This is a genomic window from Oleiagrimonas sp., assembly GCF_027858935.1.
Taxonomy (GTDB): Bacteria; Pseudomonadota; Gammaproteobacteria; order Xanthomonadales; family Rhodanobacteraceae; genus Oleiagrimonas.
The window spans coordinates 1-16,976 of record NZ_JAQIBU010000366.1; the positions used below are offsets into that span (position 1 = coordinate 1).

General features: G+C 61.6%; 12 protein-coding genes and 1 pseudogene. 2 read left to right on the top strand and 11 right to left on the bottom strand.

Annotated elements, in window-relative coordinates:
• From PF446_RS13975 to PF446_RS13990, 4 genes and pseudogenes are all read right to left on the bottom strand, one after another.
• A pseudogene (locus PF446_RS13975) lies at positions 1 to 879 on the bottom strand (hypothetical protein); the annotation flags it as partial.
• Positions 876 to 2,987 (bottom strand): tetratricopeptide repeat protein, encoded by a 2,112-nt coding sequence (locus PF446_RS13980; RefSeq protein WP_298072653.1) that lies wholly within the window; start codon positions 2,985 to 2,987, stop codon positions 876 to 878. The pseudogene PF446_RS13975 and the gene PF446_RS13980, both read right to left, overlap by 4 nt.
• A complete protein-coding gene (locus PF446_RS13985; protein ID WP_298072655.1) occupies positions 2,980 to 3,114 on the bottom strand; it encodes a hypothetical protein in 135 nt (44 codons plus the stop codon). Before PF446_RS13985 ends, PF446_RS13980 begins: the two co-directional genes overlap by 8 nt.
• Positions 3,111 to 4,127: a hypothetical protein gene (locus tag PF446_RS13990; RefSeq protein ID WP_298072657.1), complete on the bottom strand. Its 1,017-nt coding sequence runs from the start codon at positions 4,125 to 4,127 to the stop codon at positions 3,111 to 3,113. Before PF446_RS13990 ends, PF446_RS13985 begins: the two co-directional genes overlap by 4 nt.
• A 604-nt stretch (positions 4,128 to 4,731) precedes the next feature.
• Between PF446_RS13990 and PF446_RS13995 the strand changes: the two genes are divergently transcribed.
• On the top strand, positions 4,732 to 6,510 hold the full coding sequence (locus PF446_RS13995) for a hypothetical protein (protein WP_298072658.1): 1,779 nt from the start codon (positions 4,732 to 4,734) through the stop codon (positions 6,508 to 6,510).
• 143 nt (positions 6,511 to 6,653) lie between these two features.
• Here PF446_RS13995 and rodA read toward each other — a convergent pair whose 3' ends face one another.
• Genes rodA through PF446_RS14020 form a run of 5 tightly spaced genes read right to left on the bottom strand, consistent with a single transcriptional unit; the run spans position 6,654 to position 12,248 of the window.
• Complete coding sequence (rodA, locus tag PF446_RS14000) at positions 6,654 to 7,769, bottom strand: rod shape-determining protein RodA (RefSeq protein ID WP_298072660.1); 1,116 nt, start codon at positions 7,767 to 7,769, stop codon at positions 6,654 to 6,656.
• Entirely contained in the window at positions 7,766 to 9,676 is a 1,911-nt protein-coding gene (gene mrdA, locus PF446_RS14005) for a penicillin-binding protein 2 (RefSeq protein WP_298072662.1), read from the bottom strand. The genes rodA and mrdA overlap by 4 nt, the downstream gene beginning before the upstream one ends.
• A gap of 49 nt (positions 9,677 to 9,725) precedes the next feature.
• Positions 9,726 to 10,217 (bottom strand): rod shape-determining protein MreD, encoded by a 492-nt coding sequence (mreD, locus tag PF446_RS14010; RefSeq protein WP_298072664.1) that lies wholly within the window; start codon positions 10,215 to 10,217, stop codon positions 9,726 to 9,728.
• The gene (gene mreC, locus PF446_RS14015; protein ID WP_298072666.1) at positions 10,214 to 11,146 is read right to left on the bottom strand and encodes a rod shape-determining protein MreC; all 933 of its coding nucleotides are present in this window, start codon (positions 11,144 to 11,146) and stop codon (positions 10,214 to 10,216) included. Before mreC ends, mreD begins: the two co-directional genes overlap by 4 nt.
• A 55-nt stretch (positions 11,147 to 11,201) precedes the next feature.
• A complete protein-coding gene (locus PF446_RS14020; protein ID WP_298072668.1) occupies positions 11,202 to 12,248 on the bottom strand; it encodes a rod shape-determining protein in 1,047 nt (348 codons plus the stop codon).
• A 275-nt stretch (positions 12,249 to 12,523) separates the two neighbouring features.
• Between PF446_RS14020 and PF446_RS14025 the strand changes: the two genes are divergently transcribed.
• A complete protein-coding gene (locus PF446_RS14025; RefSeq protein ID WP_298072670.1) occupies positions 12,524 to 13,459 on the top strand; it encodes a carbohydrate kinase family protein in 936 nt (311 codons plus the stop codon).
• Between the two features lie 371 nt (positions 13,460 to 13,830).
• On the opposite strand, the gene glpK is transcribed toward PF446_RS14025, so the two are convergent.
• Complete coding sequence (glpK, locus tag PF446_RS14030; RefSeq protein WP_298072672.1) at positions 13,831 to 15,336, bottom strand: glycerol kinase GlpK; 1,506 nt, start codon at positions 15,334 to 15,336, stop codon at positions 13,831 to 13,833.
• Positions 15,333 to 16,859, bottom strand: a complete 1,527-nt coding sequence (gene glpD, locus PF446_RS14035; RefSeq protein WP_298072674.1) for a glycerol-3-phosphate dehydrogenase — start codon at positions 16,857 to 16,859, stop codon at positions 15,333 to 15,335. Before glpD ends, glpK begins: the two co-directional genes overlap by 4 nt.
• Between the last annotated feature and the right edge of the window lie 117 nt (positions 16,860 to 16,976).

Below are 16,976 nucleotides of genomic sequence, written 5' to 3' on the forward strand. Positions count from 1 at the left end.
GTATTGCGCCTTCAGGTACAACGTGTACGCCTGCGAATTGCGCGTGGAGATGCTGGCCACGGCGCTGGTCTCTTCCGGCGAAAGCTTTGCCTTCAGCGCATCGGCGACCTTGCCCGCCACCTCACCCTCGACGCCGAAGATGTTTTCAAGGTTGCGCGTGTAGCTTTCGGCCCACAGGTGACTGTCGGTATGGGCATCGATCAACTGCACGTTGATCAGCACCTGGTTGCCGGCCTTCTGCACGCTGCCTTCCAGAATCGTGGCCACGCCGAGCTGTTGCGCGATGGTTTTCAGGTCATCCGGATGGCTGGCGTACTTCATCGTGGACGTGCGCGAGATCACTTTCAGCTGGCCGATATCGGCCAGCTTGGTCAGAATCAGGTCCTGCATGCCGTCGGCGAAGTAGGCGTTGCCCTTGTCTTCGCTGAGGTTCTCGAACGGCAGCACGGCGATGGACTTGGCCGGAATGGCGGATGAGGCGACGGCGGGCTCAGGGGCAGGCGACGCGCTGCCCTGCGCGGCGAGATCCGAACTGCTGGCCTTGGTAAGGGCCGCCGCCGTCATGTCGGCCCTGGATTGCGCGGGGTCCGCGTAGTGCCAGATCAGGAACCCACCGATCGCAAACACGCCGGCCAGCAAAAGCAACTCCACCCCACCTACCCGCTGCGCGCCGCGTTCGCCGTGGTACCAGGCCAGTAGCAGGGTCACCACAAAACCCAGCGCGATCACCGCAAACGCAATGCGGATGACCGCCAGTGGCCAGCCGTAGCCGTTGGCCGCCAGGTCGAGCACCTGCAACAACGCCCAGGCACCGGCCAGATAGGCTACCGCCCACTGCACCAGCTTGCGCTCTTTCAGGCGTTGCAGGAATTCGCTCATGGCTTGACCTCGATGCTGGCCGTTGCCGGCGTGGCATCGGCGTATTTTTTCAGCAGTGCCTGAAACCGCGGCTCATTGCGGATCGGGTCCCAGCTCGGGTCGAACCGCAGTAACAAGGGCGAGTAGTAGTAACCGATGCCCGGCGTGACGAGCGCCTTGTCGAGCAGCGGCACGGCGAGGTCGGGGCGATGGGCTCGCGCGTACAGTTTGGCATTGGTCAGCATCACTCCCGTCGCTGACAAAAGATCCCCGGTTTTATCAACGATTGCCTGTGCCTTGGCCGCGGCATCCAGGCCTGGTGCGGTATGACCGAGCCCCAGTTCGATATTGGCAATGGCTTGCCATACGAGTGACAGAGCAACACCCTGCCGCACCCCGAGTTGCGTGTGGGTAGTGGGGAGCGCCTGTGCATAGAGTGCCCGCGCATGGGTTGCGTCACCCATCAGCCGGTAGAGGTCGGCCTCTGCCAGCGCCTTTGAATAGAAGACGCTGGAAGCGTGACTGTAGGAGAAGTTGTCGGGTATATCCGCGATGCCCTGAAGCAGGGCCAGCGCTTGCGGATACTTGTGTTGCAGCGTCAGCAACCCCACGCGCGTAGCCTTTAGACGCGGGTCATCACCTTGCACGGCGGCCAGGGCACGCGGGATGTCGCCCGTGCTGTTCAAAATCGCCAGGGCATAGGTGGATTTCGCAGTGCGGTTGTCCGGGTCCAGTGCCAGCGCGCGTTGGAAGGTGTTCTCGGCATCGGCATAGCGACTTACATCCATATAGGTCTCGCCCAACGGGGCGTAGAGCGCGATATTGCGTGGATCGAGCATCATCGCCTTCTCCATTGAAGCGATCGCGGCGTCGAAGCGGCCTTGCCGGCGCTCGACGTAACCTTGCGCCTCGAGTGCATCGGCATCGTTTGGCTTGAGCACCAGTGCGGCCGCAAAGGCCTGCAACGCGGCGGCGTAATGGCCGCGGCCGTAGTAGTCGCAGTAGCCGACGGCGAGCTGCGCAGCGGGTAGATCCGGCTGCAATTGCAAGGCGCGTTCGGCATCCGCACGCGCGTGTTGGTTGAGCTGGTTCACGTCCTCACCGCCGCCGCCAAGCCAGGCAAGGGCGCTTTCGATGTAGGACAATCGCGCGTACGCCTGCGCGAAATCCGGGTCTTGCTGGATCGCCTGCCGGTACAACGGGATCGCGGCTTTCATGCTTGCGGTAGCGTAAGTGATGCTGGCCTGGTTGGCCTGATACTCGGCGCGAAGGAACAGGTCGTAGGCGGCCCGATTCCGGGTCGGCAGCGCGGCCAGCGTGGCGGTTTCGGCAGGCGAGAGCCTGGCCTTGAGCGCGGTGGCGATCTTTCCGGCCACGTCGCCCTCGACACCGAAGATGTTGGTCAGGTCGCGCGTGTAGCTCTCGGCCCAGATGTGGCTGTCGGACTTTGCATCGATCAGCTGCACGTTGATCAGCACCTGGTTGCCGGCCTTCTGCACGCTGCCTTCGAGCAGTGTTGCCACGCCGAGCTGCTGGCCGACGATCTTCAGGTTCTGCGGGTGGCTACCGTAACTCAAGGTCGACGTGCGCGAGATCACCTTCAAGTCGCCGATGTCGGCCAGCTTGGTCAGGATCAGGTCCTGCATGCCGCTGGAGAAGTAGGCGTTGTCCTTGTCGGAACTGAGGTTTTCGAATGGCAGAACCGCGATCGATTTGGATAGAATCGCGGTAGTCGCAACGGCCGGGGGCTGCTCAACGCCAGGCGCCGCCTGCGACGCGGCCTTCCCGGGTGCCCCTGTCATCAATGGCTTCGACGCGATACTGCCGATAGGCGACCGCGCAAAATGCCAGAGGAATCCGCCACCCAGAGCCAGCAACAGGGTCACGATCAGCAACTCCATTCCAGTCACTTTCTGCGCACCGCGCTCGCCGTGATACCACGCCAGCACCAGCGTGACGAAGAATCCGAGCACCAACACGATGCTGATCCCGCGCCGTACCGCTCCCGGCCAGCCGAACTGCTGGGCGAAGATGTCGACCGCCTGCAGCAGTGCAAACGCCGCAGCGACATAAGCCAGCGCCCACTGCACCAGCTTGCGTTGCTTGAGGCGTTGCCAGAGATCAGTCATGGCTATCGTCATCCGAAAACCACGGCAGGACCGTGCCTGCGACCTGCACCAGCAACCACGAAGCGACCACGTACAACCCGCCCATACGGATCACGTTGCGGCGTTTGAGTTCGGTGAACAGGCTCATGGCTGATCGAACTCCGCAAACTTCCTGATTTCCGCCTGGAAGCGCGGGTCGTCGCGCACCTTGTCCCAGACCGGATCAAGCTTCAGGGTGCTGGCGGACGTCAACATATCCGCACCCGAGCCCAGGCGCACGCGCTCGAGCGTCGATACCGCGAGATCCGCGCGCCCCAGCCGGGCATACACCTGGGCGGCCATGGCCAGGGCCACGGCGCCGTTGATGGCGTCCTTTTCGATGGGCATTCGCGCCAGCGCCTCTTGCGTTGTCCATAGCGCGGCCGCTTTATCACCAAGCATGGCCTCGGCATCCGCCAGGAACAATCGTTGCGCCTCGCCATCGAGCAGGTGCGCCACGCCCAGCTTGCGGCCGATGGTGGCGCTGTCATCGTGGCTGTCGCGGAACTGGAACGAGGAGTTGCGGCTGATCACTTTCAGCCCGGCGAATTGCGTCAGCGCAGTGATCAGTCCCTCGGACAGTCCATCCGGGATGTACTGCTGGTCCTTGTCGTCGCTCTCATTGGTCAGTGGCAAAACGGCGATCGACTTGGCGGGGATGGCGGCCCCTGCCGACAACGGCGTCGCTGCTGCCGGAACGGCCTCGGCGGGGCCCGGTGAAACGGCGACTGGCGCTGTTTGCTTGGAAGCCACGCGCGACTGCCACGGACGCCAGGCCGGCAGGATCACCGCCAGCGCCAGGACCGCGATGGTCGCCACATTCAGCCTGCGCCCGACCCGGTGATGCTGTTCCGGCGCACGGGCTTCGGCCGAATCGGCCGGCTCGGTGCGGCGAACACCGTCGGGGGTGACCTCGAAGGCCCAGGCCAGCACCAGCGCGATCGGGAATCCGGCCACCACCAGGAGCACGACCAGGCGTACGGTCCAGTTCGGAATGTCGAAGAAGGGCAAGACTTGCGTGGCCAGTTCGATCAACAACCAGCCGACGGCCGCGTACGCCACGGCCACGCGATACACGTGGCGGCGCTTGAGTTCGCGCAGCAGATCCAGACTGCCGACCATGAAACGCACCCACCCTGTGTCGAGCCCTCCTCCGGAGCCCGGCGGTCATGTGAACGGATTCACATGTATCACCTACTTTGGTCGAGTTGCGGGCTTCACGCAAGCCATACGAAACAGTGTACGTCGCTGAAGGCATTGCTCATGCCCACAGGGGCCGGAACCTGGTGACGGGCCGAACTCGGGCCCGCCTAGCACGCTTACGGACCGCACCAGCGCCGGGCATTCCAGGCACCGCTTCGCAATCGGCTTGTATGGGGCATCGAGTTCCGTGCCGACCGGCACGACGGCGATAGAGGGCTGAGGTCTCGCACGGGCCTGCGCCGGCCCAATGCAGGCAAATGAGACTGCACATTGTGTGCGACCATCGACGCTAGGTTGTATATAAGCATCGATGTTGCGAACAATGCCCTGGCCCGGCCTTCGCAGGCCGAATCCGATAACACCTGAAGCAGGTCGGCCATGGTCATCTCGGATCCGACAATCACGAACATCCAACCGCCGCAGGGGCGTTGATAAAGTGCATGATCCAGGCATGCCCGGGACATGACCATGGATCTTGGAACCGACAGGACCGACCTTTCAGGAAGATGCCAATGATCGGACCATGCAAGTCAGCACCCCAGCGAGTGTCGCGACGGTGACGCCGACGACTTCCGCACCCGGGCAAGTTCCGCTGGTGATTGGCGTGACCAGCCACCGCAACCTCGATCCCTATGAGGTCGTGCGTTTGCACCATGCGGTGCGCAATGTCTTGACCAGGCTGATGCAGCAGTTTCCGAAGCTTCCGCTTACGGTGTTGTCCGCGCTTGCCGAAGGCGGTGACCGCCTGGTGGCCGATGAAGCACTGGCATGTGGCGCCAAACTGGTTGCGGTGTTGCCGCTGCCACCGGAGTTGTATGTCGAGGATTTTTCCGATGCCCGAAGTCGGCTCCAGTTTGCCGACTTGTGCCAGCGCGCCAGCGTTTTGCAGTTGCCGTTGTTGCCGCGCAATACGCGGGCCAACATCAGCGTGGCCGGAACCCAGCGCGATGCTCAGTACGCCGAGGCCGGGATATTCATCGCCAGCCATTGCCATATCCTGCTTGCGTTGTGGGATGGCAGACCCTCGAATCTGTACGGAGGCACCGCGCAGATTGTGCATTACCACCTGCACGGCGTGCTGCCCGGCTTGGTCGAACGACGCCGAAGCCGACGGCCGTTGTTCGACCAGGGGGATGAAAGCCTGGTCTGTCACATTGCCTGTTCACGCCGACTCGAAGATGGCACTTCCGAGGCACCGCTACCGCCCTTGCAACCCCTTCAGGCTCGTTGGCTGAGCCCCTCGGACAACCGTCCGCTCGAGACGGGCCTCAAGGACGGATTCGTGCGGATCTTCCAGCGCATGGTCCAGTTCAATAACGATGCCAGGGATTACGGACACGAGATCGCGCAACACGCCCCCCATGAATCTGGGACAAATCCGGAAAACCGGGAGCATGCTCTGCTGGCGGAACTTTTCAACACCAGCGACTGGCTGGCCATCCATTTCCAGAAGCGGGTCCAGGTCGGCATGCGCAGCATCCATATCCTGGCGGCGCTGATGGGCATCGCTTTTGTGGGCTATTCGGACCTGCCCGGGGACATGATCGATCAAACACCCATGCTCTACCTTTTCATCGCCCTGTTCGCGGCGGGCGTGGTACTCGACCGAATTGCCCGACGGCGCGAATGGCACCGCAAGTACATCGACTACCGAGCCCTGGCCGAGGGACTGCGTGTGCAGCAGTACTGGCACCGCGCTGGGGTCGCTGCATCGGAATCGGTCGCTTTCGCGCACGACAACTTCCTGCAAAAACAGGACATCGAATTGGGATGGATCCGCAACGTGATGCGCGCTGCAGGTCTGTACAAACTCCAATTCGACGGCGCCGATACACAGGCCCTCGACAAGGTGATTGACGAATGGATCGGAACCGCTTTGGGTGGCGGGCAGCTGTACTACTACACGCAGCGCACTGACCAGCGTATCCGCGTGCACCAGGCCGCGCAGAGATTGGGCCGTATTTGCCTGTGGAGCGGTATTTTCATCGGCCTGATATTGATGGCATTCCATCGGATGATCGACAGCGATGCCACCACCAGCCTGGTGGCGATGATCGGCGTGCTGGCCATTATTGCCGCGGCACGTGAATCCTACGCCTGGCGCCGTGCTGACAAGGAGTTGATCAAGCAGTACCGTTTCATGCGCAATATCTTCACGGGTGCGCGTGCAGCGCTGGATGCCGAACCCGATCCGCAGGAACGCCGCGAGATCCTTGGTGCCCTCGGCGAAGCAGCCCTGGCCGAACATGCCGAATGGGCGCTGATGCATCGTGAAAGGCCGCTGGAACACGGCAAACTCTGAAGCCCCCTGGCTCGCCGGATCCAGTTGGCGATTGCCGAACCGGATGCGGGCAGCGACTCTAGCGCATGTTGTGCCCTTGCGTGATACAGGCAGGAAATGGTTCACCGGTGTCGGCCGGCCCGCCTTTTCGCATCCCGCACACGCTACTCGTGCGTCTTGCGATGGGCATGGATTGACATCACCACACCAAAGCCTGTCAGCAGGGTGACCGCCGAAGTGCCTCCGTAGCTGACCAGTGGCAGCGGCACGCCAACCACCGGAAGCAGACCGGTGATCATGCCGCCATTGACGATCACATAGACAAAGAAGCTCATGCCGATGGCACCGGCCAACAGACGGGAATAGGTTTCGCGCGCCTCAGCGGCGAGCCACAGGCAGCGGCCGATGATGAACAAATACAGGCACAGCAACAAGAGCACCCCGAACAGTCCGAACTCCTCGCCGAATACGGCAAACACGAAGTCGGTGGTGTGTTCGGGAAGGAAATCCAGCCGTGATTGCGTACTGTGCTGCCAGCCCTTGCCGAAGAAACCACCGGATCCGACCGCGATCTTGGACTGGATGATGTGCCAGCCCGCGCCCAGCGGATCGGATTCGGGATTGAGCATGGTCAAAACGCGCTGCCGCTGGTATTCATGCATGAAGTGCCAGGCCACCGGCGCAGCCAGGGCCGCCAACGCCACCAGCGCAAGGATGCGCCACCAGCGCATACCGGCAAGGAACAGCGCAAAAGCGCCTGCCGCCGCCACCAGCAAGGCCGTGCCCAGATCCGGTTGCTCGGCAATCAGGCTGACCGGGATGGCGATCAGAACCGCCACGCCCAGGGTGTGTTTCCAGGACGGGGGATGATGACGAGGGTGCAGATACCAGGCCACCATCATCGGCATGGTCAGCTTCAACAGCTCCGATGGCTGGAAGCGCACCACGCCAAGGTCCAGCCAGCGATAGGCACCGCGGCCCTCGCCGATGATCGCTACCACCAGCAACAAAAAAGTCGAAAAAGCGTACAGCCATGGCGTCCAGGCCTGCAGCACGCGGGGCGGAATGCGCGAGACCACCAGCAGCATCAAGCCACCGAGGACAAAACGCAGCGCTTGGCTGATGACCAGCCGCATATTCTCGTCACTTGCGCTATACAGCGTAAGCAGCCCGATACAAGCCAGTACGAACAGTGCGTAAAGCAGCGGCCAGTCCAGGCGTTTGGGTCGCCACAAACGCAATCCGAAACGGCGCATGCGCATGCCGAGCGCGCTGATCATGGCGTACCTTCCGCTGCCGAAGTTGAGGTGGATGGCGCGGGAGCCGTACCCCTGGATTTCTGTTCCGCCAGCCATGCATCCAGGATCTTGCGAGCGACAGGCGCTGCGACACTGCCGCCCCAGGCGCCATGTTCCAGCACCACGACCACGGCAATACGCGGATGCTCGGCAGGCGTGAATGCCTCGAACAATGCGCGATGCCGGCGCGCCAGCACCTTGGTGTTGGTAGTTTCCTCGTAGGCCTTGGTGGTCCGCGAATAACGTTCGGCGGTACCGGTCTTGCCCGCGATCACGTAGGGAAATCCGGCGCCCAGTCCACGGGCTGTTCCCTTGTCGCCATAGACCACCCCGATCATGCCCTGGAGAACGGCATCCCAGTCCTTGGTATCGTGCTTGATGGGCTTGCCCGGCGCAGGCATCGGTGACGGCGTGCGTTTGCCGTCTATACCGCGACGCACGGCATCAAGAAGATACGGCCGATGCGGCACACCACCATCAGCAAGAGTCGAAAGTGCCGAAGCCAGTTGCACCGGTGTAACCACCCAATAGCCTTGACCGATACCTGCAATCACGGTTTCTCCGGGAAACCAGACCTGGTTGCGGTGAATGCGTTTCCACTGTCGCGACGGCAGCACGCCCGAGGACTCGTCCGGCAGGTCAATGCCCGTTGGCTTGCCGAAACCGAATTTGGACATCCAGGCGCTGAAACGGTCTATCCCCATGTCCAGCGCCAACTTGTAGAAATAGGTGTTGACTGACTGCTCGATGGCCTGGACCAGATCCACCCGGCCGGCACCATAACGCTGGTCATCGCGATATCCGCGTGCTTGGCCTGGTATATGGAATACTCCGGTCGAGAGCACGGTGTCGGAGGGTTTGCGCAATCCAAGTTCAAGGCCACCCAGCCCGATGAAAGGCTTCACGGTGGATCCAGGGGGATACCCACCACGGATGGCGCGGTCCAGCAGCGGTTTCTCGGGGTCATGCAGCAACTGCGCATAGTCACTGCTGCTGATGCCGCCGACAAACAGGTTGGGATCGAAACTGGGCGTGCTGACCATCGCCAGCACCTGACCATTGCGTGGGTCAATCGCCACGGCTGCGCCCGCGCGACCATCAAGCGCATCGTAGGCTGCTTTCTGGATACGTACATCCAGCGTCAGGTACAGGCTTTCGCCGGGTTTGGGTGGATGCGTCTGCAATACGCGCTGCACGCGCTGGTCTGCATTGACCTCGACCACCTCGTATCCCGGCACTCCATGCAGCCTGCTCTCGTAATACCGCTCGATGCCGGTCTTGCCAATATGCGTGGTGCCGTCATAAAGGTCCGGATTCAGGTGCGCCAGTTCACTGGGATTGATACGGCCCACGTGGCCGACCACATGCGCAAACATGGCCCCCTGTGGGTAGTGCCGGCTCAGATAGGGCACCACCTCGACGCCCGGAAAACGCCAGCGATTGACGGCGAAACGATCAATCTCGTCCTCGTTCAGCCGCAACTTCAACGGCACGCTCTGGAACGCCCGGTGCTGTTTCAGACTGCGCCGGAACGCTTTCAGGTCATCATCACTGAGAGGGATGATCATCGACAACCGCTTGAGCATGGCGTCCATGTTCTTGACCCGCTCCGGGGTCACATCCAGCCGGAACGCCGGAACGTTGTCGGCCAGCAGCACGCCGTTGCGATCATAGATGAGTCCGCGCGGCGGCGGCAGGCGGCGAAGATGCACGCGGTTCTGGGTTGATCGTGCAGCGTATTCGTTATGCTGCACGACCTGCAGCCAGAAAAACCGCGTGGCAAGGACGAGCATCGCCAATACGATCAGGGCGAAGCCGGTCAAGGCACGTACCCGGAACAGGTGCGTTTCGCCACGGGCATCTTTCAGACGGGCGCGGCTCAGCGGCATGATCCGGTTCCTCCGGAACGCATGTTGCAACCACCGGCACCGAGGCCCTTCATGCCTCGTGGGCGCGCAGTCGTGCGCGCACGTCGTCGAGCAACAGGAACACAAACGGCCAAACCGCCGCGCCCACGAACGGGGCACCCCAGAATGTCAGCGGAGGTAAAGCAAAGCCGCTGAAACTGCGCAGCGCCAGTTCGATCACGCGATCGTTGAGCAGCAATGCAAGTACCGCCAGTGACTGCTGCCACATCGGAAAGAAGCGCAGCCTGGAACGGAAACGAATCACAAGGAAGGCCACCACCGCAAGCCGAAGTGCCTGGTCGCCCAGCAGAAAACCGTCGATGACGTCGGCCGCCAGGCCAATGGCAAAGGCGGTACCCAGCTTGACGTAATCGACAGACTCCAACGTCCAGTAGATCAGCACGAGTGCAGGCCAGTAGGGTTTGAAAGCGACCAGTACATCGGGCACGGGCAGAAGCATAAGCAGCAGCGAGAGCACCACGGTGCTCCAGAACACGATGGTGCGCATACGCTGGCGGTTCATGGACGGGGCTCCGCTCCGGCCCGGGCACCGCCTGGCTTCAGGGAAACCGGCGGACCAACCTTGCGGACCGGCGACGGCGGACCGGCCGGTGGTGCCAGGTCACGCAACAGCAGCACCTCGCCACTGCGATCCAGGTCTGCTGCCGGTCGTGCCCGCGCCGTCAGGAACATGCCCGACACCTGTGGCTCGACATGCGTCACGGTGCCCACCGGGAAACCGGGTGGGAAACGCCCCCCCAGACCGGAACTGATCAGTCTGTCACCGACACGGACATCGGCCGAGACGGGGATCGTCGGCAAACGAAGTCGTCCCGGCTGGTGCGACCCGTAGGCCATGGTCCGCATGCCGGTACGCGCATCGGTGACTGGAATCGCATGCGTGGGATCGGTCACCAGCATCACCATGCAGGTACTGGGCAGCACCTCGATCACCTGGCCCATGATGCCATGGGCATCAATCACGACCTGTCCCACCTTGACGCCCTGCCGGGCACCCACATCCAGGGTCAGTCGATTGCGAAATGCGCCCAGATCGATGTCGATCACGCGGGCCAGCTGCACTTTCATGCCCAGCTTGCGGCGTGTATCGAGTAGCTTTTTCAGGCGCTTGTTCTGGCGAGAAACGGCCGCCATGTGGTTGAGCCGGGCATTGGCCAGCAGCAGGTCCACGCGCAACTGGCGATTATCCTCGGTGAGCTGCTTGCGGTTGGCGAAGGCAACGCGGGCAACCCGCATCCCTTCGGCGGGAAGACCCGCAAGGCGATAGATCGGTTCCACCACGACGGCGGCGCTGTAGCGCACCTTTGCCAGCCAATGCCCCCGATGATCGAGGACCATCAGCACCGAGGCCAGGGCGAGGTAGACGATCAACCGCAACGTGCCCGCCATGTTGGCGGAAAACAACGATCCCCCGTCACGTGTCAACGTCATGCCTTTCCTGCTGGCGCGAAATGCTCATGCTGACGCATCCGCCGCTTGCCTTCCATTACTCGCCGGCGAAAAAATCGCTGCCGTGCTGATCAATCATCTCCAGCGCCTTGCCTCCACCCCGGACGACACAGGTCAGTGGATCATCGGCGACCTGCACGTACAGACCGGTCTCCTCGGTGATCAGACGATCCAGATCTCGCAGCAGGGCACCACCACCAGTCAATACGATGCCGCGTTCAGCAACGTCCGAGCACAGCTCTGGCGGGGTCTGCTCAAGCGCGGCCTTGACGGCCGCGACGATGCCTGAGATCGGCTCGTGCAGGGCTTCCAGCACCTCGTTGGAATTGATCATGAACATGCGCGGCACGCCCTCGGCCAGGTTCCGCCCGGAGATCTCGATCTCCTTGACATCGGTCTGCTGATAAGCGCAGCCAATTTCCAGCTTGATGCGTTCGGCAGTCGATTCACCGATCAGCGTGCCATGGCTGCGACGCACATAATTGATGATGGCCTCGTCAAAGCGATCGCCACCAATGCGTACCGACTGCGAATAGACCACGCCATTGAGTGACATCACAGCGACTTCGGAGGTACCGCCGCCGATGTCCAGAACCATGGAGCCGCGTGCCTCATGAACTGGAATGCCGGCACCGATGGCCGCGGCCATGGGCTCCTCGATGAGGAATACGTCACGCGCACCCGCCCCTTCAGCCGACTCCTTGATGGCACGGCGTTCGACCTGGGTCGAGCCACAGGGCACACACACCAGGACACGCGGGCTGGGACGCAGCATGCGCGATTTGTGGACCTGCTTGATGAAGTGCTGCAGCATCGCCTCGGTCATGGTGAAGTCGGCGATCACGCCGTCCTTCATCGGGCGGATCGTGGTGATCGAGCCCGGCGTGCGGCCCAGCATGCGCTTGGCCGCGCTGCCAACCGCCTCGACCCGGCGCGGGACACCGGACCCACGCTCGTGGCGGATGGCGACAACGGACGGCTCGTTGAGCACGATACCTTGGCCACGCACGTAGATGAGCGTGTTTGCCGTGCCCAGATCAATCGCGATGTCGTTGGAGAAGAACCCGCTAAACCATTTGAACATTGATCCGTGCGCCGCCTTGCGTATATGGGTAAATGAGCCAGTCAGTCTAGTCAGGGGCGAGGTGGTGCGCAAGCGTTAAAACGTTAACAAAGTCTTTGTTTCGCTTGGAGATGCGTCATATTCACGAGGTGCCGCTTGAAGCCTCGATGGCAACTTTGCACCACTGCGAGCCCGTAAAGTTCGCTGAACGCGCCCGCAAGCGATAAAATGGCCGGGTTTTGCGCGGATCTGGCCATATGGTTCATACCGCCACACCACTTGCACGGGAATCGACCATGTCTGCCCTTATCTGCGGCTCGCTGGCCTACGACACCATCATGGTGTTCGAGGATCGCTTCAAGAACCACATCCTGCCCGACCGGGTGCACATGCTGAATGTGGCGTTCCTGGTTCCCGACATGCGTCGCGAGTTCGGTGGTTGCGCCGGTAACATCGCCTACAACCTGAAGCTACTGGGGGAAGACCCCAAGCCGATGGCCACCGTGGGCCGGGATTTCGGCCCGTACCGTGAACATTTCACCCGCTGCGGCGTGGACATGAAACAGGTCAAGGAGTTGCCCGAGTTGTTCACGGCGCAGGCCTTCATCACCACCGACCTGGATGACAACCAGATCACCGCGTTCCATCCTGGCGCGATGATGCGTTCGAACGAGAACCACGTCAGCGCCGTGGAGGGCGTGCGTTTTGGAATCGTCGCGCCCGACTCGCACGACGCCATGGTGCAGCACGCACGGGAATTCAACGAGCAGGAAATTCCCTTCATTTTCGATCCGGGCCAGGCGATGCCGCTGTTCGATGGCGATGAATTCCGCAGCCTGATCGAGCAAGCAACCTACGTCACCGTGAACGACTACGAGTCCCAAGTCCTGCAGGAACGCACAGGCTGGAGCCCTTCCGAGATAGCCGCACGGGTGGAGGGCTACATCGTGACGCGTGGCGCCAACGGCTCGCGCATCCTCACGGGCAAGGACAAGCATGACGTGCCTGCGGCTCGAGTCGACGCGGTCACCGACCCCACCGGCTGCGGCGATGCCTATCGCGCCGGCCTGATTTACGGCCTGATGCACGACATGGACTGGCCCACTGTAGGTCGTGTCGCCTCACTGATGGGCGCGATCAAGGTCGAGCATCCGGGCACCCAGAACCAGCACTTCGACCGCGGCTATTTCGCCGATCGCTTCAAGCAGCAGTTCGGCTACGCATTGGATTGACCACCGCCGCGTCCACTGGTCCTGGCTCGCCTCTTGCTGCTCTCGGGTGATGCACGGGCGCTGTCCGGTCCGGCATTCCAGGTGCAAATGGCCAGTGGTGAAACCCCTGCCAAGAAGTCACGACAGGATCACGCCCGAGTTCGCCTGCACGGCTACAAAAGGGGATACGCCCTGATTCACGAAGCCTGTCTCGAAGAACTTCGAATTACGCTCATCGGAAGTACCGCTTGCAAGACAAGCCGATCCCCTGCCTTGCAGGATCGGGCCAGAAACGCTCGCATATGCCTGGTTTGCTGTTCTTGCCGTGCAGGTTGTTCTGACGCCAACAGGCCGATGCGGAGCACGCGCATGCAGACGGATCCGGACTGATTTCAATCCTCGATGCGATATGTCGTGGTCGCCTGCACCGCGCGTTTCCATCCCGCATAAAGCCCTGCCCGACGCTCTTTGGGCATGTCCGGCTCAAAACACCGGTCCAGGGTCCATAGCCGCGAAATCTCCTCCAGATCCCGCCATACCCCGGCGGCCAGTCCCGCCAGGAGTGCCGCCCCCATCGCCGTGGTCTCGCCGACCTTCGGCCGGATCAACTGCACGTCGAGAATGTCGGCCTGGAACTGGGCCAGGAAGTCGTTGGCGATGGCGCCGCCATCCGCACGTAATTCCTTCAGCTCGATGCCTGAATCGCTTTGCATGGCATCAAGCACGTCCCGGGTCTGGTAGGCCATGGATTCCAGCGCGGCACGGATGAAATGTTCCTTGCTCGTGCCCCGCGAAAGTCCGAATACCGCGCCGCGCACGTCGCTGTCCCAGTAGGGTGCGCCCAGGCCGGTGAATGCCGGCACCAGATATACCCCATCGGTATCGTCCACGCGCTCGGCATAGCCCTGTGTATCCTCCGCGTGCCGGATCATGCGCATGCCATCGCGCAACCACTGCACCACCGATCCGGCCACGAAAATGCTGCCCTCCAGCGCATACTCCACCGTATCATCGAGCTTCCAGGCCGGGGTGGTCAGCAGCCCATGACTGGACATGACCGCCTTCTCGCCGGTATGCATCAGCACGAAACAACCTGTGCCGTAGGTGTTCTTGGCCATGCCCGGCTTCAGGCATGCCTGACCGAACAAGGCCGCGGACTGGTCTCCTGCCATGCCGCAGATCGGTACGTCCTGGCCAAAGAAGTATTTTTTGTGGATGCGCCCATAGATTTCGCTGCACGAGCGCACTTCAGGCAACATGCATGCCGGGATATCGAACAGGTCCATCAGGTCCTGGTCCCAGCATTGCCGGTGAATGTCATACAAAAGGGTCCGCGAGGCATTGGTGATGTCGGTGACGTGCACCTCCCCTTCCGTGAGGTTCCACAGCAGCCAGGTTTCGATGGTTCCAAACAGCAGTTCGCCGTTGTGGGCGCGATCACGAACGCCTTCGACGTTCTCGAAAAGCCACTTCACCTTGGTCGCTGAAAAATAGGCGTCCAGCAGAAGACCCGTGCGTTCACGAATGAGCGTTTCGGTCTCCTCACTGCGCATTCGACGGCAAAGCTCTGCAGAGTGCCGGGATTGCCAGACCAGCGCATTGTGTACAGGCTCCCCGGTCTTTCGATCCCACACCACGGTGGTCTCGCGCTGGTTGGTGATGCCGATACCGGCCACGGTGGATGCCTCGATATCGGCGTTGTGGATCGCCTCGGTCAACGTGACCATGACGCTGGTCAGGATGTCCCTGGGCCGGTGTTCAACCCATCCGTGGCGCGGGAAAATCTGTTCGAACTCCCGCTGCGCGCTGCCCACGACCTCGCCATTGGAATTGAACACCATCGTGCGCGAACTGGTCGTACCCTGGTCGATTGCAACAATGTGCTGGGGATCGCTCATGCTGAAACCTCGTGCGCATCACGGCTGCTGGCTGTCTGATCTGGTGGACCATCTCCGGCGAGGTAGTCCTTCAGCTTGTCCTTGGCTTTTGCATCCAGGTGCAGACCCATTTTTGTCCGCCGCCACAGGATATCCTCGCTGCTACGTGCCCACTCATGCCGGATCAGGTAGTCGACTTCAGCCTGGTAGACATCGTTGCCGAAATGGATCCCAAGTCCCTCGATGTTCTCGATACCCTCGAGCAGAACGTCGACCCGCGTTCCGTAATGACGCAACCAGCGGTGGGCCAGCGATACCGGCAACCAGGGCCAACGCTTCGACCATGAAGCCAGCAGACGCTCGGCATCGGCAAAATCGCCACCTGGAAGCACGGCGCCATCCTCTGTCCACGACGGCAGATCCATGGACAATGCCTCGGACAGGAGATCCACGGATTGTTCTGCCAAGCGCCGATAGGTGGTGATCTTTCCACCCAGTACATTCAGGATCGGCGCACCTGCGCTATGATCCAGCGCTAGACGGTAATCGCGACTGGCCGATGTCGCGTCATCGTCTGCGGAGGCCTGCAACGGGCGCACACCGCTGTAACTCCAGACCACATCCTGGGCAGCCAACTGGCGCTTGAAATAACGATTCACCGCCTTGCACAGATACTCGATCTCGCTCTGTTCGATTTCCACATTGGCCGGGTCGCCGTCATATTCAACATCGGTGGTACCGATCAGCGTGAAGCGGGTCTCGTACGGAATCGCGAAAACGATCCGTTGATCCGGCTGCTGAAAGATGTAGGCATGGTCGTGTTCGAACATACGCGGGACAACGATATGACTACCCTTCACCAATCGCACTTTTGCATGCGTCTTGCGCTTGAGCGCCTGCCCCAGGAAACGTCCCGCCCATGGACCGGTAGCATTGACCAGTGACCGGGCGCGTACCGTGCGCGTGCTTCCGTCCGCATCGACCAAGCGGGCCACCCATGCACCGTTATCGGCCTGCGCGGATTCACATCGCGTGTGCACATACACATGAGCACCACGCTGTGCCGCGTCCATCGCGTTGAGAACCACCAGTCGAGCGTCCTGCACCCAGCCATCGGAATACACGAAGCCGCGCTTGTACGACGACTTCAGAGGCTCTCCGCTGACATGACTGGACAATTTCACTGCACGCGAGTCGGCAAGCGTGCGGTGACTGGGACCCAGATGATCGTAGAGAAGCAGTCCCAGCCGGATCATCCAGACTGGACGCAAATGGGATTCGTGGGGCAATACGAACAGCAACGGCCAGGTGATATGCGGCGCCAGGCGAAGAATCACCTCACGTTCGGCCAGCGCCTTGGCGACCAGTCGAAATTCGTACTGCTCCAGATAGCGCAATCCGCCATGAATCAACTTGGTGCTGGAGCTGGAGGTATGCGCGGCCAGATCATCCTGTTCGCAAAGGACGACCGTAAGGCCCCGTCCAACCGCATCTCTTGCGATACCTGCACCATTCACGCCGCCGCCAACCACAAGAACATCCACCTCGTGATCGACATCGGCCCGTTCCGATTCGCTTGCTGTCTTTGTATTCACACACTTCAAACTACCACGCAGCACATGAAAACCGGCCAACAAGCCTGTTGACGTCACTGCCAGTAT

What these genes read in the sequence shown, in the direction of transcription:
- PF446_RS13980 (WP_298072653.1), bottom strand. Translation starts at nt 2,987, where the DNA reads ATGACTGATCTCTGGCAACGCCTCAAGCAACGCAAGCTGGTGCAGTGG.
- mreC (WP_298072666.1), bottom strand. Translation starts at nt 11,146, where the DNA reads ATGACGTTGACACGTGACGGGGGATCGTTGTTTTCCGCCAACATGGCG.
- glpK (WP_298072672.1), bottom strand. Translation starts at nt 15,336, where the DNA reads ATGAGCGATCCCCAGCACATTGTTGCAATCGACCAGGGTACGACCAGT.
- PF446_RS13990 (WP_298072657.1), bottom strand. Translation starts at nt 4,127, where the DNA reads ATGGTCGGCAGTCTGGATCTGCTGCGCGAACTCAAGCGCCGCCACGTG.
- PF446_RS13985 (WP_298072655.1), bottom strand. Translation starts at nt 3,114, where the DNA reads ATGAGCCTGTTCACCGAACTCAAACGCCGCAACGTGATCCGTATGGGC.
- mrdA (WP_298072662.1), bottom strand. Translation starts at nt 9,676, where the DNA reads ATGCCGCTGAGCCGCGCCCGTCTGAAAGATGCCCGTGGCGAAACGCAC.
- mreD (WP_298072664.1), bottom strand. Translation starts at nt 10,217, where the DNA reads ATGAACCGCCAGCGTATGCGCACCATCGTGTTCTGGAGCACCGTGGTG.
- rodA (WP_298072660.1), bottom strand. Translation starts at nt 7,769, where the DNA reads ATGATCAGCGCGCTCGGCATGCGCATGCGCCGTTTCGGATTGCGTTTG.
- PF446_RS13995 (WP_298072658.1), top strand. Translation starts at nt 4,732, where the DNA reads ATGCAAGTCAGCACCCCAGCGAGTGTCGCGACGGTGACGCCGACGACT.
- PF446_RS14020 (WP_298072668.1), bottom strand. Translation starts at nt 12,248, where the DNA reads ATGTTCAAATGGTTTAGCGGGTTCTTCTCCAACGACATCGCGATTGAT.
- PF446_RS14025 (WP_298072670.1), top strand. Translation starts at nt 12,524, where the DNA reads ATGTCTGCCCTTATCTGCGGCTCGCTGGCCTACGACACCATCATGGTG.